Origin of the sequence: Pseudomonas sp. NPDC087346 (genome assembly GCF_044744235.1) — a bacterium.
GTDB lineage: Bacteria > Pseudomonadota > Gammaproteobacteria > Pseudomonadales > Pseudomonadaceae > Aquipseudomonas.
The window spans coordinates 40,462-65,398 of the sequence record NZ_JBIUXX010000005.1; the positions used below are offsets into that span (position 1 = coordinate 40,462).

The 24,937-nt window shown below is 59.5% G+C and carries 24 protein-coding genes; 12 read left to right on the forward strand and 12 right to left on the reverse strand.

Features of this window, described 5'->3' with window-relative positions; translation table 11 throughout:
• Positions 1-65: 65 nt before the first annotated feature.
• Positions 66-2,645, forward strand: coding sequence for a DNA ligase D (gene ligD / locus ACIOZM_RS04745; RefSeq protein ID WP_401210033.1), 2,580 nt, complete (start codon positions 66-68; stop codon positions 2,643-2,645).
• Here ligD and ACIOZM_RS04750 read toward each other — a convergent pair whose 3' ends face one another.
• The 4 genes from ACIOZM_RS04750 to ACIOZM_RS04765 all read right to left on the reverse strand — a co-directional run bounded on the left by ACIOZM_RS04750 (position 2,646) and on the right by ACIOZM_RS04765 (position 4,664).
• Positions 2,646-3,047 (reverse strand): hypothetical protein, encoded by a 402-nt coding sequence (locus tag ACIOZM_RS04750; RefSeq protein WP_401210036.1) that lies wholly within the window; start codon positions 3,045-3,047, stop codon positions 2,646-2,648. It abuts the gene before it with no gap.
• A gap of 80 nt (positions 3,048-3,127) precedes the next feature.
• Positions 3,128-3,442 (reverse strand): DUF2388 domain-containing protein, encoded by a 315-nt coding sequence (locus ACIOZM_RS04755; protein WP_401210039.1) that lies wholly within the window; start codon positions 3,440-3,442, stop codon positions 3,128-3,130.
• A gap of 246 nt (positions 3,443-3,688) precedes the next feature.
• Entirely contained in the window at positions 3,689-4,120 is a 432-nt protein-coding gene (locus ACIOZM_RS04760) for a nuclear transport factor 2 family protein (protein ID WP_401210042.1), read from the reverse strand.
• A 319-nt stretch (positions 4,121-4,439) separates the two neighbouring features.
• A complete protein-coding gene (locus ACIOZM_RS04765; protein ID WP_401210429.1) occupies positions 4,440-4,664 on the reverse strand; it encodes a hypothetical protein in 225 nt (74 codons plus the stop codon).
• Between ACIOZM_RS04765 and mqo the strand changes: the two genes are divergently transcribed.
• Positions 4,594-6,198, forward strand: a complete 1,605-nt coding sequence (mqo, locus tag ACIOZM_RS04770) for a malate dehydrogenase (quinone) (protein ID WP_401210414.1) — start codon at positions 4,594-4,596, stop codon at positions 6,196-6,198. The genes ACIOZM_RS04765 and mqo overlap by 71 nt on opposite strands.
• A 175-nt stretch (positions 6,199-6,373) precedes the next feature.
• Here the strand turns inward: mqo and ACIOZM_RS04775 are convergent, their stop codons facing one another.
• A complete protein-coding gene (locus tag ACIOZM_RS04775; protein ID WP_401210044.1) occupies positions 6,374-6,802 on the reverse strand; it encodes a nuclear transport factor 2 family protein in 429 nt (142 codons plus the stop codon).
• 453 nt (positions 6,803-7,255) lie between these two features.
• Here ACIOZM_RS04775 and ACIOZM_RS04780 point away from each other — a divergent pair, with 453 nt between their 5' ends.
• On the forward strand, positions 7,256-7,702 hold the full coding sequence (locus ACIOZM_RS04780; RefSeq protein WP_401210047.1) for an NUDIX hydrolase: 447 nt from the start codon (positions 7,256-7,258) through the stop codon (positions 7,700-7,702).
• A gap of 7 nt (positions 7,703-7,709) precedes the next feature.
• On the opposite strand, the gene ACIOZM_RS04785 is transcribed toward ACIOZM_RS04780, so the two are convergent.
• Entirely contained in the window at positions 7,710-8,288 is a 579-nt protein-coding gene (locus ACIOZM_RS04785; protein WP_401210050.1) for a DUF4123 domain-containing protein, read from the reverse strand.
• Positions 8,285-10,417, reverse strand: a complete 2,133-nt coding sequence (locus ACIOZM_RS04790) for a type VI secretion system tip protein VgrG (protein WP_401210052.1) — start codon at positions 10,415-10,417, stop codon at positions 8,285-8,287. The genes ACIOZM_RS04785 and ACIOZM_RS04790 overlap by 4 nt, the downstream gene beginning before the upstream one ends.
• Before the next feature lie 141 nt (positions 10,418-10,558).
• On the opposite strand from ACIOZM_RS04790, the gene ACIOZM_RS04795 reads away from it, so the two are divergent.
• Both ACIOZM_RS04795 and ACIOZM_RS04800 read left to right on the forward strand, forming a co-directional pair.
• Positions 10,559-11,770, forward strand: coding sequence for a helix-turn-helix domain-containing protein (locus tag ACIOZM_RS04795; RefSeq protein WP_401210055.1), 1,212 nt, complete (start codon positions 10,559-10,561; stop codon positions 11,768-11,770).
• Between the two features lie 31 nt (positions 11,771-11,801).
• Positions 11,802-12,434, forward strand: coding sequence for a PQQ-binding-like beta-propeller repeat protein (locus ACIOZM_RS04800; RefSeq protein WP_401210057.1), 633 nt, complete (start codon positions 11,802-11,804; stop codon positions 12,432-12,434).
• Positions 12,435-12,589: 155 nt separating this feature from the next.
• Here ACIOZM_RS04800 and ACIOZM_RS04805 read toward each other — a convergent pair whose 3' ends face one another.
• Both ACIOZM_RS04805 and ACIOZM_RS04810 read right to left on the reverse strand, forming a co-directional pair.
• Positions 12,590-13,456, reverse strand: coding sequence for a CAP domain-containing protein (locus ACIOZM_RS04805; protein WP_401210060.1), 867 nt, complete (start codon positions 13,454-13,456; stop codon positions 12,590-12,592).
• 300 nt (positions 13,457-13,756) lie between these two features.
• Positions 13,757-14,521 (reverse strand): alpha/beta hydrolase, encoded by a 765-nt coding sequence (locus ACIOZM_RS04810; protein WP_401210062.1) that lies wholly within the window; start codon positions 14,519-14,521, stop codon positions 13,757-13,759.
• 112 nt (positions 14,522-14,633) lie between these two features.
• Between ACIOZM_RS04810 and ACIOZM_RS04815 the strand changes: the two genes are divergently transcribed.
• Positions 14,634-15,578: an aldo/keto reductase gene (locus ACIOZM_RS04815; RefSeq protein WP_401210065.1), complete on the forward strand. Its 945-nt coding sequence runs from the start codon at positions 14,634-14,636 to the stop codon at positions 15,576-15,578.
• On the opposite strand, the gene ACIOZM_RS04820 is transcribed toward ACIOZM_RS04815, so the two are convergent.
• Positions 15,575-16,471 (reverse strand): LysR family transcriptional regulator, encoded by an 897-nt coding sequence (locus ACIOZM_RS04820; protein ID WP_401210068.1) that lies wholly within the window; start codon positions 16,469-16,471, stop codon positions 15,575-15,577. The genes ACIOZM_RS04815 and ACIOZM_RS04820 overlap by 4 nt on opposite strands.
• 148 nt (positions 16,472-16,619) lie before the next feature.
• Here ACIOZM_RS04820 and ACIOZM_RS04825 point away from each other — a divergent pair, with 148 nt between their 5' ends.
• Positions 16,620-17,645 (forward strand): NAD(P)-dependent alcohol dehydrogenase, encoded by a 1,026-nt coding sequence (locus ACIOZM_RS04825; RefSeq protein ID WP_401210070.1) that lies wholly within the window; start codon positions 16,620-16,622, stop codon positions 17,643-17,645.
• A 152-nt stretch (positions 17,646-17,797) separates the two neighbouring features.
• A complete protein-coding gene (locus tag ACIOZM_RS04830) occupies positions 17,798-18,994 on the forward strand; it encodes an MFS transporter (protein ID WP_401210073.1) in 1,197 nt (398 codons plus the stop codon).
• On the opposite strand, the gene ACIOZM_RS04835 is transcribed toward ACIOZM_RS04830, so the two are convergent.
• Positions 18,991-19,884, reverse strand: coding sequence for a LysR family transcriptional regulator (locus tag ACIOZM_RS04835; RefSeq protein WP_401210076.1), 894 nt, complete (start codon positions 19,882-19,884; stop codon positions 18,991-18,993). The two genes, ACIOZM_RS04830 and ACIOZM_RS04835, sit on opposite strands and share 4 nt — an antisense overlap.
• A 113-nt stretch (positions 19,885-19,997) precedes the next feature.
• On the opposite strand from ACIOZM_RS04835, the gene ACIOZM_RS04840 reads away from it, so the two are divergent.
• From ACIOZM_RS04840 to ACIOZM_RS04850, 3 genes are all read left to right on the forward strand, one after another.
• The gene (locus ACIOZM_RS04840; protein ID WP_401210079.1) at positions 19,998-21,398 is read left to right on the forward strand and encodes an amidohydrolase family protein; all 1,401 of its coding nucleotides are present in this window, start codon (positions 19,998-20,000) and stop codon (positions 21,396-21,398) included.
• A gap of 13 nt (positions 21,399-21,411) precedes the next feature.
• Positions 21,412-21,891: a DMT family transporter gene (locus ACIOZM_RS04845; protein ID WP_401210082.1), complete on the forward strand. Its 480-nt coding sequence runs from the start codon at positions 21,412-21,414 to the stop codon at positions 21,889-21,891.
• A 172-nt stretch (positions 21,892-22,063) separates the two neighbouring features.
• A complete protein-coding gene (locus tag ACIOZM_RS04850; protein WP_401210416.1) occupies positions 22,064-23,308 on the forward strand; it encodes an OprD family porin in 1,245 nt (414 codons plus the stop codon).
• 9 nt (positions 23,309-23,317) lie between these two features.
• On the opposite strand, the gene ACIOZM_RS04855 is transcribed toward ACIOZM_RS04850, so the two are convergent.
• Positions 23,318-24,211 (reverse strand): LysR substrate-binding domain-containing protein, encoded by an 894-nt coding sequence (locus tag ACIOZM_RS04855; protein WP_401210084.1) that lies wholly within the window; start codon positions 24,209-24,211, stop codon positions 23,318-23,320.
• A gap of 202 nt (positions 24,212-24,413) precedes the next feature.
• On the opposite strand from ACIOZM_RS04855, the gene ACIOZM_RS04860 reads away from it, so the two are divergent.
• Positions 24,414-24,890 carry a cupin domain-containing protein gene (locus tag ACIOZM_RS04860; protein WP_401210087.1) on the forward strand — a complete coding sequence of 159 codons (477 nt, stop codon included), beginning with the start codon at positions 24,414-24,416 and terminating at the stop codon, positions 24,888-24,890.
• The last annotated feature ends 47 nt before the right edge of the window (positions 24,891-24,937 follow it).

Here is a 24,937-nt window from a genome sequence, read left to right on the forward strand (position 1 = left end):
CGATTGAATTTTCCCCCCCGCGCAAAGCTCTTCTGCATAACAGAGCCAACTGCACCGGGGGCGTCATGAACAGGAATCTCGACGACTACAACCGCATGCGCGATTTTTCGGCGACGTCAGAGCCTTCGGCCAGCAAGCGCTCGGGGCGTAAGACCGCCAAGGATCACGCGTTGCAGTTCTGCATCCAGAAACACGACGCCTCGCACCTTCACTACGACTTTCGTCTGGAACTCGATGGCACGCTCAAGAGTTGGGCGGTGCCGAAGGGGCCGTCGCTTGATCCTAAGGTCAAGCGACTGGCGATACATGTCGAAGACCATCCGCTCGATTACGCAACCTTCGAGGGCAGCATCCCCGAAGGGCATTACGGCGCCGGTGATGTGATTGTCTGGGATCGTGGCGTGTGGATTCCGCTGGAAGATCCGGCCAAGGCCTATGCCAGTGGCAAGCTCAAATTCGAACTTCAGGGCGAGAAACTCGGCGGCCTGTGGAATCTGGTGCGCACCCACATGCCGGGGAAAAAGCAGCAGTGGTTCCTGATCAAGCATCAGGACAACTCGGCACGCCCGCAGGACGATTACGATGTGCTGGTCGCCGAGCCGGACAGCGTGCTCAGTGAACGCACCATCGTCGACAAACCCAGGCTCGCTGCCGAGCAGGCCAAACCGGTTAAAAAGGCTCCAGCGAAGCCACGCAAGCAGGCATCTGGCACGTTGACCGGTGCACGCAAGGCCAAACTGCCGGCGCAGATCAAACCGCAACTGGCAACGCTGGTCGACAGCGCACCCGAGGGCCAGTGGAGCTACGAGATCAAGTTCGACGGCTACCGGATCATGGCGCGTATCGATCATGACGAAGTTCAGCTCTTCACTCGCAACGGTCACGACTGGACCCACAAACTGCCGAAGCAGGCCGAGGCGTTGGCTGAACTGGGATTGGAGTCCGGCTGGCTCGACGGGGAAATGGTGGTCGCCAACGAGCAAGGTGTACCGGATTTTCAGGCGCTGCAAAACGCGTTTGACTCTGGGAAAAGCGCCAACATCGTTTATTACGTTTTCGACCTGCCGTATCTCAACGGTGTCGATCTGCGCGAAGTACCGGTGCAAGAACGTCGCGCGGCTTTGTCCACGGTCATGCACGCGCATGAACATCCGTTGCTGCGCTTCTCCGACGCATTCGATGAAACGCCGGATGCCTTGCTCAACAGCGCCTGCCAGATGCAGATGGAAGGACTGATCGGCAAGCGCCTCGGCTCGCCGTACGTGTCGCGACGCAGCAGTGACTGGATCAAGCTCAAGTGCAAACACCGTCAGGAATTCGTGATTGTCGGCTATACCGATCCGAAGGGTTCGCGCAGTGGTTTCGGTGCGTTGCTGCTGGGTTTGCATGATCGCGACAGCGGTGAATTGCGCTACGCCGGCAAGGTTGGCACCGGGTTCAACGAGGCAACGCTGAAAAGCATTCTTGCGCAATTGAAACCGCTGCAAGTGAAGAAAGCGGCGGTGGTCAATCCGCCGAGCGGTTTTGAAGCCAAGGGCGTGCACTGGCTCAAACCGAGCCTTCTGGCAGAGGTGGCGTTTGCTGAAATGACCAAGGACGGCTCGGTGCGTCACGCGGTGTTTCACGGTTTGCGCGACGACAAACCGGCCAAGGACATCACTGAAGAGCGAGCCAAAACCGTGAAGACGCCAGCCAAAAAAACCATATCGAAAAAAGCTCCGGCGGAAAAAACCGAAACGGCACCGTCGCAACTCGATCTGGCCCATGGAAAAGTGCGCATCACCCACCCGGATCGAGTCATCGATGCGGTCAGCGGCACCACTAAAATGCAGTTGGCCGAATACTACGCCAGCGTTGCCGAGTGGATTTTGCCGCAACTCAAAGACCGCCCGGTGGCGCTGGTGCGAGCGCCGGACGGAATTGCCGGCGAACTGTTCTTCCAGAAGAATGCCGAGCGCCTGGCGATTCCCGGCATCACCACGCTGGACAAAGAACTCACCGGGCAACCGGTGATGCTCATAAACAACGCCGAGGCATTGATTGGCGCGGTGCAGATGAGCACTGTCGAACTGCACACCTGGAATGCCACCACGGTTGATCTGGACAAGCCTGACCGCTTCGTACTCGACCTCGACCCTGATCCGGCGCTGCCATGGAAAAGCATGGTCGAAGCCACTGCGCTGACTCTGACGGTGCTAGAAGAACTCGGGCTAAAGGCATTCCTCAAGACCAGTGGCGGCAAAGGTATTCACCTCGTCGTGCCGCTGACCCGCAAGCACGGTTGGGACGAAGTTAAGGATTTCAGTCATGCGATTGTCAGCCATATGGCCAAGCTGTTGCCGGAGCGTTTTTCGGCAGTATCCGGGCCGAAGAATCGGGTAGGGCGGATCTTCATCGACTATCTGCGCAACGGTTTGGGCGCCACGACAATCTGTGCATATGCAGCGCGCACTCGCGAGGGGCTACCGGTTTCTGTGCCGTTATTTAGAGAAGAGGTTGCAGAGATCAAGGGCGGCAATCAATGGACTGTGCACAACGTCCATGAGCGACTGGCGGAAGTCGGCGATGAGCCGTGGGCCGATCTGAAGAAGACTCGCCAGACCATCACTGCCGCCATGCGCAAACGCCTGGGCATGAAAAAATGATCAAGTGCCGCGCAGCAAGTCGTGGGAGTTGAGGAGTTCGTAAGCGATCTCGGGCTGGTTCTTCAAGCCTCGGCGGATGGCCGCCGGAATCGCTTGGCGGGTCTTGCGGCAAAGGCCTGGCAGATCGTCGATATGAATTTCGATGCCGAGCATCGTGCGCACTTCGTTGAACCCCGGTGCAACGTCGACCCGGACGCCCAACTGTTCATACATGCGCTTTTGCAAATGCTCAAGATCAGCAAGGTCTTTGAGTTTTTCCAGACGCGCCAGCAGGTGTTTTTCTTCTTCGCGGGTCAGACGCAGAATGCGCAGATCCGCGCCGGGCGTTTCCAGCAGCGGATCGCGCCCGCAAATGCAGGCACCGGGAGGGCAGGGGGAGCGAAGCGGCGCAGTCGTCGTCATGGCCTCCATCATAGAGGCCGTTCGACGGTTTTGCCCATGGCCGCTCAGTTGCCATCCATCGGCAGCTTCGTTCCCATCAGTTACTGAGCCTGACCTTCATAGTGCGCGAGAATCGCGTTGGCCAGGTCTTCATCGCTGGCGTTGAGGCCGGGATTGTCCTGACGAACCTGTTGCAGCACCGATTCCAGATACACGCCACGGATGGCTCCGCCGCTGGCGACGAATGCAGTCAGGTCGTCACGGGCCGGAATCACCATTTTGTGATCCTTGAAAGTCGAATACAGCGACGCGGAAACACCTGCCGAGGTGGCGACATCCCCCGCATCTACGCGGGCAAAAGCCGAACCGAAGGGCAGGCACAACAAAAGAGACGAAACGAGTACTAAACGGCGCATGACGGTGTTCCTCCAGCAGCGTAAAGCGAAAAGGAAGTACCACATAATGTGAGAGCGGTGCCGTGTCCCGGGAGTTCCCTAACGATGGGTTTGTTGGTGTCGGGACGGGCCCCCTTAGCGGGCAAGCCCGCTCCCACAGGGATTAATGTTGGAACACAAATGGTCTTCCAACACAAAAACCTGTGGGAGCTGGCCTGCCAGCGAAGGGGCCAGTGCAAGCAACAAAAATTCAGGATCAGTCAGACATCAAAACTTGTACGCCTGACGCCCCACCAACAGCCATTGCCCATGTTGCTTCTGCCAGACCTGAAAGTTCTCGATCTCGGTCGGCACCACTTCGGTTCCCTTCAACGCCTGCGCGGAAAAGTGGTGACGCACCAGCGCAGTATCGCCAGACAAGGTGATGGTCTGGTTCTGCATCTCCAGCGTCTTGAACGCACTCTTGCCGGTTTCGATATCCGAAATGAAAGCCTGCTTGTCCTGAATCTTCCCGTTCGAATGCCCGTAAGTCAGGTTATCGGCAGTCAGAGCGTTCAGCTCGGTGATGTTCTTGTGCAGCATGGCCTGGGTCAAATGGTCGACCGCTTGTGCCACGTCCTGTTCCGCCGGAGCAGGGGCGGCAGCAACGTAGCCGCTGAAGGCGCAGAGAAATCCGATCAGCAATTTGGCGTTTTTCATGGGTATTCCTTGTTGTTGTAGGTTATCGATTCGACTGTGTCATTTGTCAGTCGTCGTACAACGTAGCAGGTTTAATTCCGATGAAGAAAGCCTGTCTTGAACCAAAGCGGAACTAACAGGTCGCGAACGGACGCGCTGGTTTGCCTGACGTGATATTCTGCGCGCCAACTTGGTTTGACCTAATTCGGTTTGCTGGCCTTCGGGCGGGCTGACGGAATCCCTGTCGCTCAAGTAGCTGAAGCCAATAATGATAAAAAGTCAGTTCAGAAGGGACATTAACTGAGGTCGATGCAGCACGTCGGCCTTGTGTGCCCACCCGTCAAAATTGAAGTGTGCCGGAATCCGCGACGCCAGCCTGAGTGTCATCAAAGCGGATCGCATACTGATAACAGCGGCGGGCGGAAGGCGTTTTATCATAGGTGCAACGGATGTTTAAGAAAGTGAACACGGCCTTGTTGGGGCTGGCTTTGGCGATGGGGATGTCTTGCGCCAATGCTGCAGAAGCAAAGAAAGTTGATGTACTGCTGATCGGCGGCGGCATCATGAGCACCACCCTGGGTGTGTGGATCAATGAGCTGGAACCGAGCTGGTCGATGGAAATGGTCGAGCGCCTCGATGGCGTCGCCCTCGAAAGCTCCAACGGCTGGAACAACGCCGGTACCGGTCACTCCGCACTCGCCGAGCTGAACTACACCCCGGAAGACGAGAACGGCAAAGTGTCGATCCCGAAAGCCGTCGAGATCAACGAAGCGTTCCAGGTTTCCCGTCAGTTCTGGGCCTGGCAGGTTCAGCAAGGCGTTCTGAAGAACCCTCGCTCGTTCATCAACACCACGCCGCACATGAGCTTTGTGTGGGGTGATGACAACATCAAGTTCCTGAAAAAGCGCTACGAAGCCCTGCAAGCGAGCCCGCTGTTCGCCGGCATGCAGTACTCCGAAGACCCGGCTGTGATCAAGAAGTGGGTTCCGCTGATGATGGAAGGGCGTGACCCGAACCAGAAAATCGCGGCCACCTGGAGCCCGCTGGGTACCGACATGAACTTCGGCGAGATCACCCGCCAGTTCGCCGGCTACCTGCAAACCAAGCCTAACTTCGACTTGAAACTGTCGAGCGAAGTGCAAGACATCACCAAGAATGCCGATGGCACTTGGCGTGTCAGCTACAAAAACCTGAAAGACGGCAGCAAAACCGAAACCGACGCCAAGTTCGTGTTCATCGGTGCTGGCGGCGGCGCTCTGCACCTGCTGCAGAAGTCGGGCATTCCAGAAGCCAAGGAATACGCTGGCTTCCCGGTAGGCGGCTCGTTCCTGGTGACCGATAACCCGGCCATCGCCGAGCAGCACCTGGCCAAGGCTTACGGTAAAGCTTCGGTTGGCGCACCACCGATGTCCGTTCCGCACCTGGACACCCGTGTTCTGGACGGCAAGCGCGTCATTCTGTTTGGCCCATTCGCGACCTTCAGCACCAAGTTCCTGAAAGAAGGCTCGTACCTGGACCTGCTGACCAGCACCACCACCCACAACATCTGGCCTATGACCAAGGTCGGCATCAAGGAATACCCGCTGGTCGAGTACCTTGCCGGTCAACTGATGCTGTCGGATGAAGATCGCCTGAACGCGCTGAAGGAATACTTCCCGAACGCCAAAGCCGAAGACTGGCGCCTGTGGCAAGCCGGCCAACGCGTGCAAATCATCAAGCGTGATGAAGCCGCTGGCGGCGTGCTGAAACTGGGCACCGAAATCGTTGCTGCACAAGACGGCTCCATCGCCGGCCTGCTGGGCGCATCGCCAGGCGCGTCGACCGCTGCACCGATCATGCTGACCGTGCTGCAGAAAGTCTTCAAAGACAAGGTCGCCACGCCAGAATGGCAATCCAAGCTGCACCAGATCGTTCCAAGCTACGGCACTCAGCTGAACAGCGATCCAGCCAAAGTGGCTGCAGAGTGGGCTTACACCGCCAAGATCCTCGAACTGCCGACGCCTCCGGTGATCGGTCAGGTTGCTGCTCCGGCAGTCGATGCAGCAGCTGATAAAGCTAAAGCACCGAAGGACAATGCTGCACGTGATATGGCTCTCTAAAGTAGAAGCCTGACACACAAAAGCCCACTGAATCGGCAACGGTCAGTGGGCTTTTTTACGAGCGGAAATCCTGTAGGAGCTGCCGAAGGCTGCGATCTTTTGATCTGGCTTTTGAAAAACAAAGTCAAAAGATCGCAGCGTGCCGCAGCTCCTACATGTTTGGTGTGGTGTGGTGTCAGGCTTTGGCGTTGGCGAGGTAGGCGCCCAGGCGGCGGCCCATTTCTTCGCCGAGGGCTTGCAGGCCGCTCAACGGGCGGACCATGACTTCGAATTCGACAATCTTTCCCTGTTCGTTGAAGCGGATCATGTCGATGCCTTTCAGCTGTTTTTCACCGACTTTGGCGCTGAACTCGAGAATGACGTTCAGGCCATCCGCCGTCGCCAGTTCACGGTGATATTCAAAATCCTGAAATACATCGAACACGGTATTGAGGATCATCGAAACCACCGGCGCGCCCGGGTAAGGCGTGTGCGCCATCGGCGAGCGGAATACCGCTTGAGGGTCGAGCAGTTCGGGCAGGGCCTTGAGGTTGCCGGTGCGGATCATGTCGTGCCAGCGGTTCAGGGACTCGGCGGCATTCGGGTGCAGATTGAGCTCGGACATTGTTCCACTCCTGGATTTTTGTTGTTGTTCAACAGTCGGCACTGACTGTAGATCAATCAGCCAAAAGGGGAATCATCCTGTGTCGTTCTGAATGGCCCGATATACAAGGCGAATCGCACGCAAAACGACACAGTTCCCATCTGATCCGTATTTTTTGATCTCATCTGCGTCTGTAACGGCAGCAGCCATCGGCTCAGAATGCGCCTGCCTTTCGGGCATCTGCGACGAGTCTTCATTCCGAAGCGTCCGGTGCACCGCAAACGCTTCTGGAGACTTGTATGGCGAAGATGGGTTATTTCCTCGGTGGCTTTCTGGTGTTGACCATTTTGCTGGGCATTCTGGCGACGATTTCTCCGGTTTAAGGAGGCGTTTCAAGACTTGAAGTTGAAGCTCTGAGGCGCAGGCAATCCATGATCTAATGCCGCGCCTTTCATCTGTAAATGGACTTCAACCATGGCCGAACAACGTATCCGCGCGCTCGCACTTTGTGTCTTTCATCACAAAGGCAAGATTCTGGTTAACGAGTTTCCCGACCTGATCAATCAGCAAACTTTCTTCCGGCCCATTGGTGGCGGCATCGAATTTGGTGAGACCAGTGCCGAAGCCGTTGTAAGGGAAGTGCAGGAAGAGTTGGGCCTGGCGATAACGGACTTGCAGTTACTCGGTACGCTTGAAAGCCTGTTTATCTATAACGGTAAACCGGGGCACGAAATCGTCCAGGTGTACGACGCTCGATTTGTTGATTCGAGTGTTTACCAGCGTTCTCAGATGCTGGGACACGAAAGTAACGGTACGCCTTTCACCGTGCGCTGGCACGACAGCTCAAGTTTCAGCGAGCAATCGCCGCTGGTGCCAAAGGGTTTGCAGGCATTGCTGAAGAGCTGCGGTTTGCTTGATTGAGCAGGTCTCAGGCAAGTTCCTCTGCCGAAGGCCAACCACTCGCCCTCGCACTCGGCCCACCAGCGGGGTCTGCCGCGTAGACAATCAATGAATGCCCGGTGCCGGTTTCAGCAATCAGCTTCATGGTCGGGCCGAATATCGCGGCGCGTTCCTGCGGCGTGCACGTCGGCAGATAGACGCGCAGCACTCGCGGGTCGTAGAAGCGAAAAACCAGCAGGTTGCCATCCGGGTCAGTCACCCGCAGTAAAGTGCGGAAGTGGCTACGTAGTTCCTCCAGCGCAACTTGCGCAGGAGCGACGGCGAAACATCCCCAACTTTGCTCCCAACTCTGTTCGAGCAGTTGCCAGGTGTAGGGCAGTTGCGGATCGAGATGCAGCAGATAAGGCGCTGCGGCCGACAGGTCGGGTGAGAGTTCGCCGGCATACAAACAGGTGAATTCGGCACCACTGTTACGAACCAGCCGTTCAATGCCTGGATCGCGGGCGCCATCGAGCAAGGCATACACCTTTGGAGCGGCGTTATTAAAACCTTGTGGCCAAAACTCGGTGGTTAGCCATTCGTTCTGGCTGGGGCGAAATTGGGTCATTTGTTGCAGATCTCGCAGAAAGGCACGCCACTTTTCGCCGCTGCTACCAAGGTTTGTGCCTGCATGTTTTGCTGGATCAACCGGGTTTCAGCAGCGGTCGGAGCGGACTGCGTGGCCGCTGCGGTTGCTGTGGAAGTCGCCGCCGGCATGGGCGCATTGGCCGCCGCCGTGCCGAGGGTTTTCCCGGCAGCATCGGTGTCGGCCGGAGTCAACGGCGTCGGCAACTTGATAGCGATGCCGGTTCCGGTTCCCGCCGTTCCACCAGAATTGGTTTTCACCTCAGCGCCGCTGATGGTCACGCCACCCGCATCCACTTTCACAAAACTGCCGCCAGCCTTGGCCGTCAGTTCCATCCCGCCCTCGATCACTACCTTGTTTCCGGCGTAGTAGTGGATCTCCGTCCCGGCCTCAACAAACTGCGCAGTGCCGACCTTCAGATGTCGAGTCACGCCGACGCTCAGGTGATCATCCGCCCGCGCTTCGGTTTTACGGTCGAAATACGTCAGCCGATGCTCCTCAACCTTGAATTCACTCAGCGTATTGGCTTCAACGGTGTCGTGTCGTTCGTTGCCGACGCGGATTTTCTGGTCGTGCTCGATGTTTTCGTCCCAGTCGCGCTGGGCATGGACATAGATCTGTTCAACACCCTTTTTGTCTTCAATGCGGAATTCGTTGTAGCCCTTGCCGCCCGGGGAACTGAGGGTCTTGAAGGTGCTGCGGGTCTTGTTTGCCGGCAGGTCGTAAGGAACGACGTTTTCCTTGTGGTACAGGCAACCGGTCACCAGCGGTTGATCGGGGTCGCCTTCAAGGAAAGTCACCAAGACTTCCATGCCTACGCGCGGGATAGCGATGCCGCCGTAGGCTGCGCCCGCCCAACCGCTGGCGACGCGCAGCCAGCAGCTGGTTTTGTCGTCGGACTGAGCGTCGCGGTCCCAGTGGAATTGCACTTTGATCCGGCCGTACTGGTCGCAGTGGATTTCTTCACCGGGCGGGCCGGTGACGATGGCGGTCTGGCTGCCGAGGACTTTTGGTTTCGGGTGTTCCAGGGCAGGGCGGAAGTGCGCGTCCCACGGGGTCGCGAGAAAGCTGTTGCGGTAGCCCTGATGGAAATCGCTTTTGTCGTCGGTGACGTCGCTGGTAACGTTTTCACCGAGCACTTGCGGTTGTTTGCCTTCGTGGAGGACTTCCAGCAGCAACCACATTTCATTCCATTCTGCGCGTGGATGTTCGGCCAGGGTCATGAAGTGGCCACTGGTGAGGGTCGGTTCGTCACCTTTGCCTTCAACCAGTTTGTAGTCGCTGCGATGGCGTTCGAGGGCGCGGGTCGACAGCTGCTTGCCACGTTCACGATTGGTAAAGCCGCCCGGATAGTCGTAATCCTCCAGATCCGGGGCGAATGCACTTTTCGCAGCGCCTTCGGGCAGGATTTTTGGCTTCTCGAAATCGTAATCGCGCCGACTGGTACGGGACGTACGGGTTTCCAGGCGCAGATTGAAACGCTTGATCACCGGTTTGTCCGCAGCCATGCCGGAGTCTTGCTGGTAGATCACAGGCTTGAGTTTGCGGAACACCGTCTGGTCATCGCCAAACACCAGTGTGTGGCCGCTGCTGCTGTGCTGGAAGTGGAAGTGAATGCCTTCTTCTTCGCACAGGCGCTGAATGAAATGCAGGTCGGATTCGTCGTACTGCACGCAGTAATCGCGTTGCGGATACTCGGCGCCAAGCTGGAATTTGTAGGCGTCTGCGAGAATCCCGCGATCTTCGAGCACTCGCGCGATGATCTTCGGGACACTTAACTGTTGGAAGATCTGCTGATCATGGTTATGCCGCAGATAGGCCAGTTGCGGCACCAGACTGATGCTGTAACGGGTCAGAGTCTTGCCGGAATCGCCCTGCTCGATGCGGTACACCAGACCATGGATCTTGCCTTCGCCGGTGGCGCCAAAGGTCAAGACACCGGGCTTGTGCAGCAACTCTTCGAGTTTCAGGTCGGGGCGGGTGCTGACCAGTTCGAGGTCGAAACGGAAGGGCTGATTGAGCGCTTCGCGACCGACGAAGCTCAATACTTGCAGATCGGTGGAAACGCCTTCGAGCGCGACGGTAATGTGGATAGCGTTTGCGTCCAGCATGCCTGACTCCTTCCGTGGAAAAGCTTCGCCGATGGTGCAGCAATACTAATGTGCTATCAAGAGAATTAAACGCGACTAAACGCCAAGGTTAAACCCGTTTTCACGCTCGTGCTCTGGGAGTACCACCGAGATGAATTCAGCATGGATTCGTTGATCACCGCCGCAGGCCGCGCACTGGCTGCCGGCGATCCGTTGAGCGCGTTGAACTTCGTCGCCCGACGTGACGATCCGCAGGCATTGGCGCTGCGCGGGATCGCCATGGCTCAGCTCGGCGACCTGCCACGGGCCAAGACGCTGTTACAACGGGCAGTCAAAGCGTTTGGTGCCAATGAGCCGCTGTCTCGCGCCCGTTGTGTGGTGGCCGAGGCGGAAGTCGCTTTGGCAACGCGTGACTTGGGCTGGCCGCTGAAGGCCCTGGAAGCGGCGCGTCAGTTTCTGCAGGATCACGGTGATCGGTTGAACGCCGCCCATGCGCGTTATCTGCAGATCCGCCGATTGCTATTGATCGGTGAGCTGGATGAGGCACAGCGACTGCTCGACGAACTCGACCCCGCACCGTTGCCTCCGGCCTTGCATACCGCGCATCAACTGATTACGGCGGGGATCGCGTTGCGTCGGGTTCAGGCGCACAGCGCAAGGGCGGCGTTGGTTCGCGCGGCACGCGTGGCGCAGCAAGCCGGTATTGCCAGCCTGACGGCGGAGGTCGAACACGCCATGCAGATGCTGGATTCGCCAGCCGCACGTTTAACGATCGCGGGGCAGTCGCGCACGGTGAAACTCGATGAAGTGGAAAGCCTGTTTGCCTCTCAGGCACTGGTGATTGATGCTTGTCGCTACAGCGTACGCGGCGCCGGAATGACCCTGTCACTGGCCACGCGTCCGCTGCTGTTCAATCTTGCGCGGAGCCTCGCCGAAGCCTGGCCGGGTGATGTGTCGAGGGAAGTGCTGATCGCCAAGGCTTTCCGTTTAAAACTCAGTGATGAATCCCATCGTGCGCGGCTTCGGGTCGAGATCGGGCGACTGCGCTCGGTGTTGGCACCATTCGCCAGCATTACTGCAACAACCCGGGGTTTTGCTCTGGGCGCTGCGGACGTGGCGCTGTTGACCTTGCCGGTCGAGGATAACCACGCGCCATTGTTGGCCTTGCTCGCTGATGGCGAAGCCTGGTCGAGTTCGGCACTTGCGCTGGCGCTGGACAGCAGTCAACGGCAGGTGCAGCGTGCGCTGGAGGCTCTGGCGTTGGACGGTAAAGTGCAGGCGTTCGGTCTGGGCCGTGCACGGCGCTGGATGACGCCACCGGTTCCGGGTTTCGCGACGATCTTGTTACTCCCGGTATCGCTGGGCAATGGCTAGGCTGGACTCACCAACCAACGAGGAAGCCAGCATGAAACAGCTAAACGCAGAAGTCCTTCGCGAGTACGGTCCGTTTGAAGGCATCAGCGGTATCCACGGTGTGACGTTCGATGGTCAACAAGTCTGGTTCGCCAGTGACGGCCAGCTCAATGCGCTCGACCCGGCCAGCGGTGAAACCGTGCGCACGATCAAGGTCAATGCTGACGGCGGTACGGCGTTTGATGGCAAGCATCTGTTTCAGATTGCGGATCGGCGCATCCATAAAATCGACCCGGCCACCGGGCAGATACTTCACACCATTCCGGCGCCGGGTGAGGGGGGCGATTCTGGCATGGCCTGGGCTGAAGGCTCGTTGTGGGTGGGGCAGTATCGCGCCCGGAAGATTTATCAGATTGATCCTGAGACCGGCAAGATTCTGCGCACGCTGGAATCGAACCGCTTTGTCACGGGTGTGACGTGGGTCGATGGAGCGCTGTGGCATGGCACCTGGGAAGCGGACGAGAGTGAGCTGCGGCGGATCGATGCGGCGAACGGCGAGGTGCTGGAAAGCCTGAAGATGCCGGACGGGATGGGCGTTTCAGGGCTGGAGGCGGATGCTGGGGATCGGTTTTATTGCGGCGGCGGGGATAGCAGTTGCGTGCGTGCGGTACGGCGGCCGAAGTGATGTAGATGTTGTCTGTCATGGCCCTATCGCTGGCAAGCCAGCTCCCACAGGTTTGATGTCATTCACAAATGTTGAATTTCACACAAAACACTGTGGGAGCCGGGCTTGCCCGCGATGGGGCCGGCCTTGTCAGCACCAATCCAAAAGACTGCCGCTCAAGGCGCCCCAAACACCATCGTCCAATAAACCCCTTCATCACTGCGCGCTTCACTGGCAAACCCCGCACCAACCTGGGTGAACATCGGGTTCATCAGATTGGCGCAATGCCCCGGGCTCGCCAGCCAGCCGGCCATAGCCTTGCCCGGTGAGCTCTGCCCGGCAGCAATGTTTTCGCCGATCTGCCGCCCCCGATAACCCGCCGCCCGGGCGCGATCCGCCGGCAGGTCGCCATCCGGGTCCTGGTGCGCGAAGTAGTTGCCGTAAGCCATGGCTTTGCTGTGCCCTTGAGCGGCGGCGCCGAGGGCCGGGTTCCAGCTCAATGCCCGCGCCGCTGCGAAGCGCTGGCGCCCGCACATCCGTGGTCGCGCACGGGCGGCGTTGACCTCGGCCAGCAGGGCTTTGCCGACGCTGCGGTTATCGCCGACGCGGCTGTCGAGTACCGGTTGCGCCAACACCACTTGCCATTCATTACGGGCGCGGCTGATGCCGATATCGGCGTACTGCGCATCCAGCAGCGCGCCGCAATAATGGCCCTGTAACTGTTCGAACGCCTCGTCGGCATCCTGCGCACCAACGATCCGGATGCTGCGTACCGTCACCGCCGAATACCCGGAAGACTTCAACGCCTCGCGCATTCCGCCGCCGTAGCCATAGCCGATCGGCAGGGCCAGATTGGACTTCAAGGCCAGCGGTGACAGGCGTTGCGCGGGCCGCCGATCACAACGCTGTGGATGCGCGCGGTAATCGTTGATGGCGGCCACCAGTTGCCGCTCCGCGCCAGCATGGGCGGTCTCGGCGAACAGGGGCGAAAGAATCAGCAGGCACAGCGAAACCAAATGAGGCGAACGAACGGCGTGGCGCATGGTGCGGACAGCTCTGAAGAGGACAGCGCTAAAGTGAGGTGAACCGCAGCAAGCGGCGCGAGTAGGACTGGGCTTTTCGGACTTGGTTCAGGGGTGGCGTGCGGCTTTTGTGGCGGGGCGACGAAGGGCCGTTTCTTCAGCAATGTTGATACCGGATTTGCCGGCCTCATCGCGGGCAAGCCCGCTCCCACAGGTTCTGTGTTGTCTGCAATTGCTATGTTCAACAAAAATCCCTGTGGGAGCGGGCTTGCCCGCGATGAGGCCAGTGAATGCACGACAAAAATATCTGTAAAACTCTAATCAGCGATTCAACACATCCCCCATCCACTGCAAATACTCCCGACGCTCGGAAATCGAGTTATGCCCCGAATCCGGCACCACCCTGATCGTCGCCACGCCTTTGGGGAAATGCCCCAGCAAGCGTTGGGTACTGGCCCGCGGCACCACCTGATCATCACTCGCCGCCAGCAATAACGTCGGCACGCTGATATGCGCTGCGTACTTACCCGATTCGAAGCGATCCTTGAGCAGCCACTGCACCGGCACCCATGGATATTGCCGTGTGGCGATTTCCACCAGGCTGTTAAACGGCGTCACCAGAATCAACTGCGTCGCCGGCCGTTGACTGGCCAGCCGCACCGCGACCCCGGAACCCAAACTGCGGCCGATCACGGTGATCTGCGGATGGCTGGCGTACACCTGATCGAACAGCGCCAATGCATCCTCGGCAATCGCCTCTTCCGACGGCGAGCCACCGCTGCCGCCAAACCCTCGGTAATTCATCAGATACAGCGCGTAATCGGGAAACGCCTCGGCAAACCCCGGCAGATTGCGCGACACGTCCTCGGCATTGCCGCCGAAGTAAATCAACGCCTTTGGCCCGGAGTGCTCGCGGGTGCTCACGTGGATATCGGCATCCGGCATTTTCACGAGCGTATCGGCGGCATTGAGCGTGCCCGGCTGCGGAAAGTAGATCAACGAGCGCTGAAATACGAACAGTGCCGCGCACAGCACCAAGTACACGATGACGATCAATGCGACGAGTGACATCAGCTTTCGGGACATTCGGCTAACTTTAACGGGACGCGAAGGTGCGTCGTCGCAGTGTAGTTCAGCGTTTTCCTGCGGTGGCCGCGGCACACACCGTGCAACAGAACCGCGCAGCAGAGGAGCCAGCATGGACCACACTGAGGGTTACTCGCGTCGCAGATTGCTGACGTTGGCGGCCGGGGCTTCGGCGCTGTTTACTTTTAATCGGGCGCTGGCGGTTGCCACGTCGCCGGGCATCTCAGGAGGCCAGACCATGCAGACCCGCGCCATTCCTTCCAGCGCCGAGGCATTGCCCTTGGTGGGACTCGGTACCTATCGCGGCTTCGACGTCGCTCCGGGCGAACCGGCCTACAAACAGCTGTCGGATGTGCTCGACGAGTTGTTCAAAAAGGGCGGCAAAGTGGTCGACAGCTCACCAATGTACGGTCGCGCCGAAGAAAGCGTCGGTGAGTTGCTGTCGATCCACCAACCGCGTTCGCCAGCGTTTCTGGCAACCAAGGTGTGGACGCGTGGTCGCGAGGAGGGCATCGCGCAGATGGAGCAATCCTTCAGGCTGCTGCGCACCGACTGCATCGATCTGATGCAAATCCACAATCTGCTGGACTGGCAAACCCACCTGCCGACTTTGCGCGAATGGAAAGCCCAGGGCCGCATCCGCTATATCGGCATCACGCATTACACGCCTTCGGCCTATGACGAAGTTGAAGCGGTGTTGAAGGCTGAACAACTGGATTTCCTGCAAATCAACTACGCCCTCGATGATCGCGGCGTGGAGAAACGCATCCTGCCGTTGTGTCGCGAGCGCGGGGTAGCGGTGATCTGTAACCGGCCGTTCGGCGGCGGTGGCTTGCTCGCCCGGCTCAAGGGCAAACCACTGCCGGGCTGGGTCTCGGATGTGCAGGTCAATAGTTGGCCGCAACTGGCGCTGAAGTTTCTGCTGGCGCATTCGGCGGTGACTTGCGTGATCCCCGGCACCGGCAATCCGCGTTACATGGCCGACAATGCCGGCGCCGGATTCGGGCCGATACTCACCGATGCGCAGCGTCAGCAGTTGATTGCGCTGGTGAGTTAAACCAGCGTCTGTTGCGGAAACAGATGCTCTTTGAGGAAGTCGATAAACACCCGCAGCTTCAGTTGTGGATGTTTACCCGAGGGCCACATGATCCGGTAGACGCCAGTCTCCGAACAGTCGGGCAAAATCTGCTGCAAACGGCCGTCTTCCAGTGGTTCGCGGACGCAGAAATCAGGCAGATAAGCGATGCCGATGCCTTGCAGGGCAAAGCAGATCCGCGCCTCTAAATTGTTGCAGACCATTGAGGGCGGCAATTGCAGATCGACTTCCTGACCGGCTTCGCGCAACGGCCAGACCTGCAACTTGCCGGTGTTGGGAAAGCGAAACTGGATGCACGCATGACTGAGCAAATCGATGGCGTGCTGCGGTTCGCCGTGGGCCTGAAAGTAGTTCGGCGCGCCCACCAGAATCATCCGGTAGCTGCCGATCAGGCGTGAGGTCAGGCTGGAGTCCGGGACTTCCCCGGCACGTAATACCGCGTCATAGCCTTCTTCGATCACATCGACCCGACGGTCATCGAAGGTCAGGTCGAGATCGACCGCTGGATAGGTTTTCTTGAATTGCGCCAGCACCGGCAGAAACGGTTCGCCGACCAGTGGCAGGCTGATTTTCAGGCGTCCGCGCGGGGTGGCGTTGGTCTGCGAAAACTCCATTTCTGCCGCTTCGATTTCACCGAGGATGCGCAGGCTGCGTTCCAGAAACCGCGTGCCGTCTTCAGTAAGTGTGACGCTGCGAGTGCTGCGGTTGAACAGCCGCACGCCGAAGCGTTCTTCCAGACGCACGATGCTTTTGCCGATGGCCGAGGCGGACACCCCAAGCAGGCGGCCGGAGGCGACAAAGCTGCGGGTTTCGGCGACCGACACAAAAACGTTCAACGCATTCAGACTGTCCATCACGGCGCTCGATTGAAGTGGCAGGCGTTACTTTACCTTAGCCACTGCGGACGAAAACGTCCGCATATAACGGAGTGTCGACCTACTTAATCCGCAAGGGTGACGGCTTTTATCATCGGTGCCACAGTCAACCACCGAGATTACCGTCATGTCCGACACTATGCAGCGCTGGGAAATTTCCGCGTTTGGCCTCGCCAACCTCAGCCAGGTCCAGGCCCCACGTCCCACCCCGAAAGCGGGGGAGATTCTGGTCAAGATCGACGCCGTCTCGCTTAACTACCGTGACACCCAAGTGGCGGAAAACGGCATGACCGCGGCACTGAATTTTCCCTTCACACCCGCCTCGGACATGGCCGGTACGGTCGTTGCGGTCGGCGAGGGCGTGACCCGGTTTCAGGTCGGCGAACGGGTGATCTCCACCTACATTACCAACTGGATCGACGGCAATCCCAAGACCTGGGCCGAGATGCCGACTCAGGGTGGACCGATCCCGGGGATGCTCGCCCAATACGTGGTGACTCCGGCTGACTGGTGCGTCCGTGCGCCGAAACATCTCAGTGCGGTCGAGGCCAGTACGTTGCCAATCGCTGCGCTCACCGCGTGGATGGCGTTGATTGAACTGGGCCATCTGCACGCCGGGCAAACCGTGGTGGTGCAGGGCACTGGCGGGGTTTCGCTGTTTGCCGTGCAACTGGCGGCGGCCAGCGGTGCCAAAGTCATCGTCACCAGCAGCAGCGAGGAGAAGATCGCTCAGGCCATCGCCCTTGGCGCCACTCACGGGATCAATCGCACGACCACGCCTGAATGGCAGACAGCGGTGCTGCAACTGACCGAAGGGCGCGGCGCCGATCACATTCTGGAAATGGCCGGTGGCGACAACCTCGGTCGCTCGTTGCAAGCGGTAGTGCCCGGTGGCCGGGTGTCGATTATCGGTCTGCTCGATTCTGATGAACTGCGCACGCCGATCATGCCGCTGCTGGGTAGCCGCGCTTCGATTGTCGCCGTGGCGGTCGGCCCGCGTCGGGCGCTGGAAGACATGGTGCGGATGATCGATCACCACGGGATCAAACCGGTGATTGATGCGACTTATGCTTTTGATCAGGTGCCGGAGGCGTTCGCCCATCTCAATCGCGGGGCGTTTGGCAAGGTTGTGGTCGATTTCAACAAGGTCTGATCACGCCACAAGTCCCTGTGGGAGCGGGCTTGCCCGCGATGACGGCTTACCAGTCGGCAGATCTATTGCCTGACCCACCGCAATCGCGGGCAAGCCCGCTCCCACAGGGTTCCAGGTTGCCTGACCGATCTTTACTTCTGTGATGAGTTTTTATGACCCGTTCCCCGCATCCCATGTCCGTCATGCCCTTTATCATTCTGGGCCTGTTCGGGCTGTACACCCTGGAACTCGGCGTGGTCGGCATCTTGCCGCTGATCGTCGAGCGTTTCGGCGTCAGCGTCGCTCAGGCCGGGCTGTTGATGAGTTTGTTTGCCTTTATCGTGGCGATTTCCGGGCCGTTTCTGGTGCTGGTATTTTCGCGTTTCGACCGTAAGAAAGTGCTGGTCGGCGCGCTGTTGTGCTTCTCCCTCAGCAGTGTGTTTTCCGCGTATGCGCCGAACTATTCGACGCTGATGGCGCTGCGGATTGTTCCGGCGATGTTGCACCCGGTGTTCTTTTCGGCGGCGTTTGCCGCAGCGATTTCGCTGTACCCCAAGGAGCGCGCAACCCACGCCACCACGGTCGCGTTCATCGGCACCACCCTCGGTCTGGTGTTCGGCGTGCCGATTACCGCGTGGGTGGCGGGGCGATTTTCTTATGAGGCTTCGATTCTGTTCTGCGCTGTCGCGACGTTGTTGGCAGGGCTCGGGCTGCTGCTCAAATTGCCGCGCCAGAACAGCGCACCGGAAAGCTTCGCCAGCCAGTTGTCGATCCTGAAAAAACCACCGGTGTGGCTGGCGATCATCGCCACCGTGCTGGTGTTTACCACCAAGTTTGCGGTGTACAGCTATGCCGCCGAATACCTGAAAAACCAGACCGGGCTGGACGGCGAAACCATCAGTTTTCTGCTGGTGATTTTCGGTGTGGGCGGGGTACTCGGTAATTTGCTGGCGGGGCGGATGTTGGGCAGTCATCTGGTGGCGACCGCGTTGCTGTTTCCGATTCTGCTGAGCGGCGCTTATCTGATTCTGGCGAGTTTCGGCAGCGCCTCGATCGGTTCGATGCTGCTGATCGTGTTGCTCTGGGGCGCGATTCACACCAGCGGCATGATCATTACGCAGATGTGGCTGACCAGCGCCGCACCCGAGGCGCATTCGTTCGCCACCAGTCTGTATGTGTCGGCGGCCAATGCCGGGATCGCCCTCGGCTCGTGGATCGGCGGGGTTTTCATAAACACCTGGGGATTGCCGGGGACGATCTGGTGCGGATTGATCTTCGCGCTGCTGTCGCTGATCACCATTGGCGCCAAGGCGATGTTCTACGGCGGAGCCGGTCAGCGCCCGAATCTGCGCGGCGCCAGTGTCGCTTAGTGCGCCTTGCGCAGGGCGCCGATAAACGCCTGCAACGCTGACGACATCTGCCGGTTGCTCGGGTAATACAGGTAGAACGCGGGGAAGGGTGTCGACCACTCTTCCAGCAGCGCCACCAGCGCGCCGCTGTCCAGTTCGTCCTTGATCCACTCGCGAATCCACACGGTAATGCCCAGCCCGTCCAGCGCCGATTGCAACGCAACGGCGCAATCGCTGACCACCAGCGAACCCTTCACACTCAACTCGAACGGCAGCCCGTCGCGGAAAAACCGCCATTTGTACAGCCCGGTTTCGCCGGAGCGGCGCCAGTTCACACAGCGATGCTGCAACAGATCAGCGGGTTGGTGCGGGCGACTCTTGTCGTGCAGATACTGCGGCGAAGCGATGGCGATCTGCGTCAGTGGTTCGCTGAGTTTGAGCGCGACCATGTCCTGTTCGATGAACTCGCCGAGCCGAATCGCCGCATCGTAGCCTTGGGCGACGATGTCGGCGGTGCTGTCGTCGGTGGTCAGCTCAAGTTTGATGTCCGGATAGGCAGCCTGAAACGCCGGCAGGATCGGCTGAATGAAATGCAGCATCGCCACCTGCGGCGCGCAGATACGTAAGGTGCCGACCGGTGTGTCGCGATATTCGTTGAGTTGCTCCAGCGCCGCGTCGAGGTCGGAAAAAATCTCGCCCAGACGTTCGAAGAGCTTGGTTCCGGGTTCGGTGGTGGACACGCTGCGCGTCGTGCGGTTGAGCAGTCGCACACCAAGGCGCTCTTCCAGGCCCTTGATGGTCTGGCTCAGCGCCGAAGGCGAGACGCCCAGTGCTTGCGCGGCGCGAGAGAAATTGCGCTCGCGGGCAACCGCAAAAAATGCCCTGAGATGGCCGAACTCTTGATCGCGCATTATGTATGTCCAGCTTCACAATGTTTGTAGATGTTTTGGCATTCTAAATAAAGCTTCCCGGTCAGACAATGCGGTTACAGGCCAATGCGCCGACCGCTACCGAGGAGCCTTCCATGTCTTTCAATGCCCATTTTGATGTTTTGACTTCCGCGCTCAAACCATTGCCCGACGCGCAGCGCTTGCTGCTGATCAAGGGCGGAACCCTTATCACCCAGGACCCGCGACTGGGCAATTTTGCCGAAGGCGATGTGCTGATCCGTGGCACCGAGATCGTCGAAGTCGGGCGCAACCTGGAGGCCCCGGACGCCGAGGTGATCGACGCCAAAGGCATGATCGTCATTCCCGGTATGGTCGACACCCATCGCCATGCTTGGGAAGGCCAGTTGCGCCGGATCAATCCCGACTCGCCGACGCTGGAAGATTACTGCAACGCCACGCATTTTTCGTTCGCCAAATACTACCGCCCGCAAGACATGTACGTCGGCAACATGCTGACGGCGCTGGGCGCGATCAATGCCGGCATCACCACCATCATCGACAACTCGCACAACGCCCGCAGCGGTGCGCATTCCGATGCCGCCATCGACGCCTTGCAGGATGCCGGCATTCGCGCCGTGCATGCGCCGGGCGCGCCGTTGTCGGGGGAGTGGGAATCGAGCCAGTGGCCGGGCGATCTGCGCCGTCTGAAAGACAAATACTCACGCTCGCCCGACTCGCTGGTGACGCTGGCAATGATGGCGCAGATCGATCGCGAACAATGGGCGGTCGCCCGAGAGCTGGGGCTGAACATCGTCACCGAGTTCTTCGGCGCCGGCATGGCGGCGGAACTTGAGGCTTTGAACGAAGAAGGTCTGCTCGGCCCGGACAACATTTTCAACCACTGCACCTGCCTGCCGGATCAGGGCTGGTCGATCCTGCGTCACGCCGGGGTCAAGGTGAACGTTTGCCCGCGCTCCGATGCGCATTACGGCCTGGAGGACGGGGTTTTCGCCTGGCAAAAAGCCGTCGATCACGGCATGCAGCCGGGACTCAGTGTCGACAACGAAAGCTCTTACGGTGGCGACATGTTTGGCGAAATGCGCGTGGCGTTTTACCTGCAACGGGCGGCTGCACACAGTGCGCGTTTCCACGGTCAGCCTGCGCCGGATCTGGTCAGCGCCGCGCAACTGCTCAAAGCCGCCACCCTCGACGGCGCAGCCTGCGCCGGTCTCGATGCGCACATCGGCAGTATCACGCCCGGCAAACAGGCCGACATCGTGCTGATCCGCACCGACAACCTCAGCGTCTATCCGTCCAACAATGCCCTCGGCACGGTGGTGCATGCCGCCGAACGTGGCGATATCGACACGGTGATCATCGCCGGGCGTATCCGCAAACAGGCGGGTGTGGTGCTGGGCGTGGATCGCGAGCAACTGGACCGTGCCACCGAAGAATCGCGCAGCCATCTGTTCAACGCTGCCGGCTATAGCCCTGATCCCTTCGCGGAGCATTTCGCCCCGCTGCATTCGCACTGAGAGGTGAGCGGTCATGATCATGATTTCCTTTGCTCTGGCCCTGCTGGCCGGAGTGGCGATAGCCGTGCAAGCGGCGGTTAACAGTCAACTGGCCGGGGCCATGACCGGCAACACATTGGCAGCGGCGTTCTACTCGTTTCTCAGCGGCATGCTGGTGCTTGGTGCGCTGGCGTGGCTGCGCGGTGGCCTCGGGGATGCGTTGAGCGTGATCCCGGCGCAACCGGGCTGGCGGCTGGTGGGCGGAGTGCTGGGGGCCGGGGCGATTTTCTGCACCGTGTGGCTGGCACCGAAAATCGGCCTGGCGAACCTGCTGGTGCTGGTGATTGCCGGGCAGTTGCTGTCCTCGGTGGCCATCGACCACTTCGGCTGGCTCGGCGCGGTGGTACGCCCGGCCGCGTCGATCAAGATTGCCGGCGCGGCGGTGGTACTGCTGGGCGTGGCACTGACGCTGTTTGGCGAACGCTTGATCGCGCTGCTGGCCAGGCCTTTCTGATCTACAAAAATCCCCCTGTGGGAGTGAGCCTGCTCGCGATGGCGTCAGCCCATTCAACATTTGTGGCGACTGACAATACGCCATCGCCAGCAGGCTAGCTCCCACAAGGATTCCGTGTGCCTTTTGATTCAACTTGATAGGTGTCGCCGTGTCTGCATTCATTGATTTCGGGATGCGCAATGGATTGTCGACCCTCGCCAGCGCATTGCTGCTGGCAGCTTTCAGCAACGGAGCGCATGCGGATTTTCTCGCTGATTCCCACGCCTCATTCGAAACCCGCAACGTCTATTTCAATCGTGACTTTCGCGACGGTCCTTCGACCCAGCAATCGAAACGTGAAGAGTGGGCGCAGGGCCTGATGTTCAAGTTCGAATCCGGTTACACCCCGGGGCTGGTGGGGTTCGGCGTTGACCTGCTGGGCATGGTCGGCGTGCGCCTCGATTCCAGTCCGGATCGCGCCGGCAGCGGATTGTTGCCAGTGCGCAGTGACGGTCGTGCCGCCAGCGAGTACGGCAAGCTCGGGGTAACGGCGAAGGTCAAGGTCGCTGCGACCGAGCTCAAGGTCGGATCGCTGATGCCGATCCTGCCGACGCTGCGCCCGCAGGACGGAATGATTCTGCCGCAAACCTTTCGGGGGGCGTTGCTGACTTCGCAGGATCTGCCTGGCGTGGTGCTGACTGCCGGGCAACTGGACCGGGTCAAGGGCCGCAACGACACCAGCTACGAACCGATTGCCCTGAACAACAAGAACAACCGCTTCGCGACCAATGCGCAAGGCGCGCATCTGAATCTGTTCGGCGTCGACCGGCAGCTGAATGACAACCTCAAACTCAGTTATCACTACGCGTCCCTGAGTGATGTCTACGACCAGCACTTTGTCGGACTGACCGATGCGCGCCCATTGGCGGCGGGCACGGTGAGCAGTGACCTGCGGTTTTTCTCCAGCGAAAGCCAGGGCGCGGCCAAGGCCGGAAAAATCAGCAATCAGTCGCTGAACGGCATGGTCGGTTATGCCGTCGGCGGGCACAAAGTCAGTGTGGGTTACCAGGTAATGACCGGCGATAGCGCCTTTCCGTATGTCGAAGGCAGCGATGCGTATCTGGTGAACTACGCGCAGATCGGTGATTTCGCCGAAGCCAAAGAGCGTTCTTGGCAAGTGCGCTATGACTTCGATTTCGAGCGGCTGGGCATCCCGGGTCTGACCTTCATGAGTCGTTACGTCGACGGCGATCACGCCCAGGTTGCCGGCAAGACGGGCGAGGAGTGGGAGCGCAACACTGAAGTGAAATACGTGTTCCAGAGCGGCACGCTGAAGAACCTCGCCTTGCGTGTGCGCAACGCGACTTATCGCTCGTCGTTCAGCCGTGATGCCGATGAAACGCGGATTCTGCTGACCTACACCAAGGCGCTGTGGTGAGGATGTCCGTTAACCGCGAAAGCGCAGCGCCTCCAGCAACAAGGCAAATGCCGGCGCTGCCTGACGTCGGCTCGGGTAATAAAGGTGATGACCGGCGAATGTCGGGCACCAGTCCTCCAGCACCTGCACCAGACGGCCGTCGGCCAGATACGGTGCGACGATGTTTTCCGGGATGTAGCTCAGGCCAAAACCGTCCAGCGCCGCGTCGAGCAACGGGTAAACGCCGTTGAGAGTGATCTGTCCGGCAACGCGCACCTTGAGGCGCTCGGCGTCTTTTTCGAACTCCCAGGTGTACAGCCCGCCATTGGTCGGCAAGCGCAGATTGTTGCAGGCGTGATCGGTGAGGTCGCGGGGTGTTTGTGGGTGAGCGCGGTTGGCGAAATAGGCCGGCGAGCCGACCACCGCCATGCGCATGTCCGGGCCGATGCGGGTGGCGATCATGCCTTGGGCGACGTCTTCGCCCAGTCGTATGCCAGCGTCGAATCCCTGGCCGGCGATATCGACGAAACCGTAATCGCAGCAAATCTCTACGGAAATGTCCGGGTACTTGGCGAGGAACTCCTTCAACACCGGGCGCAACAGCCAGTCCAGCGCGTGATCGGTGGCGCTGATGCGGATCTTGCCGGCCGGGGTTTCGCGCAGGTTGCTGAGGGCAGTCAGCTCCAGTTCGATCTCATCGAAGCGCGGGCCGATGGTTTGCAACAGATGTTCACCAGCCTCGGTGGGCGAGACGCTACGCGTGGTACGGGTCAGCAGGCGCAGGCCCAGACGTGCTTCGAGACTGCGGATCGTATGACTAAGCGCCGATTGCGAAACACCGAGTTTGGCCGCCGCTTTGGTGAAACTGCGTTCACGCGCCACGGCAAGGAAGGCGAGCAGGTCACTGGCGTTTTCTCGAAGCATTGATGAGTGTCCTGCATAAGTTTTTTCGAATTCTAGTCGATTATCTGAAGAGTACATCCCTCTAAAGTAACCACTGATCCTGTAGGAGCTGCGGAACGCTGCGATCTTTTGATCTTGTCTTTAAAAAACAAAGTCAAAAGATCGCAGCCTTCGGCAGCTCCTACAGGGGTTGTGTAGTGATTGGAATTTTTGAGGACATGTCATGAACCCGATTAGCGCCTGCGCTTTGACTCTTTCCATGTTGGCTGCCGATGCACAGGCCAGCGAACCGGCCCGTGTGACCATCACTCCGAACGGCTCGCAACCTTCGGCCAAAGGCCCGGCCAACTGGTTCACCGGTACCGTGCGGGTTGATGCGCCGTTCAAGGGCTCTGATGCGGCGCGGGTCAGTGGCGCGACGGTGACATTTGAACCGGGGGCGCGGACGGCGTGGCATACCCATCCGTTGGGGCAGACGTTGATTGTCACTGCCGGTGCCGGATTTGTGCAGGAATGGGGGCAACCGCTGCGCGAGATTCGACCGGGCGACACGGTGTGGATCGCCCCGGATGTCAAGCACTGGCACGGTGCTGCGCCGACCACTGCGATGACGCATATTGCGATTGCCGAAGTGCTGGACGGCAAAGTGGTGGATTGGATGGAGCAGGTGGGGGATGCGCAGTATCCGCGAGCCGAATAACCACGCGAACCGTGTAGGCGCTGCGGCACGCTGCGATCTTTTGATCT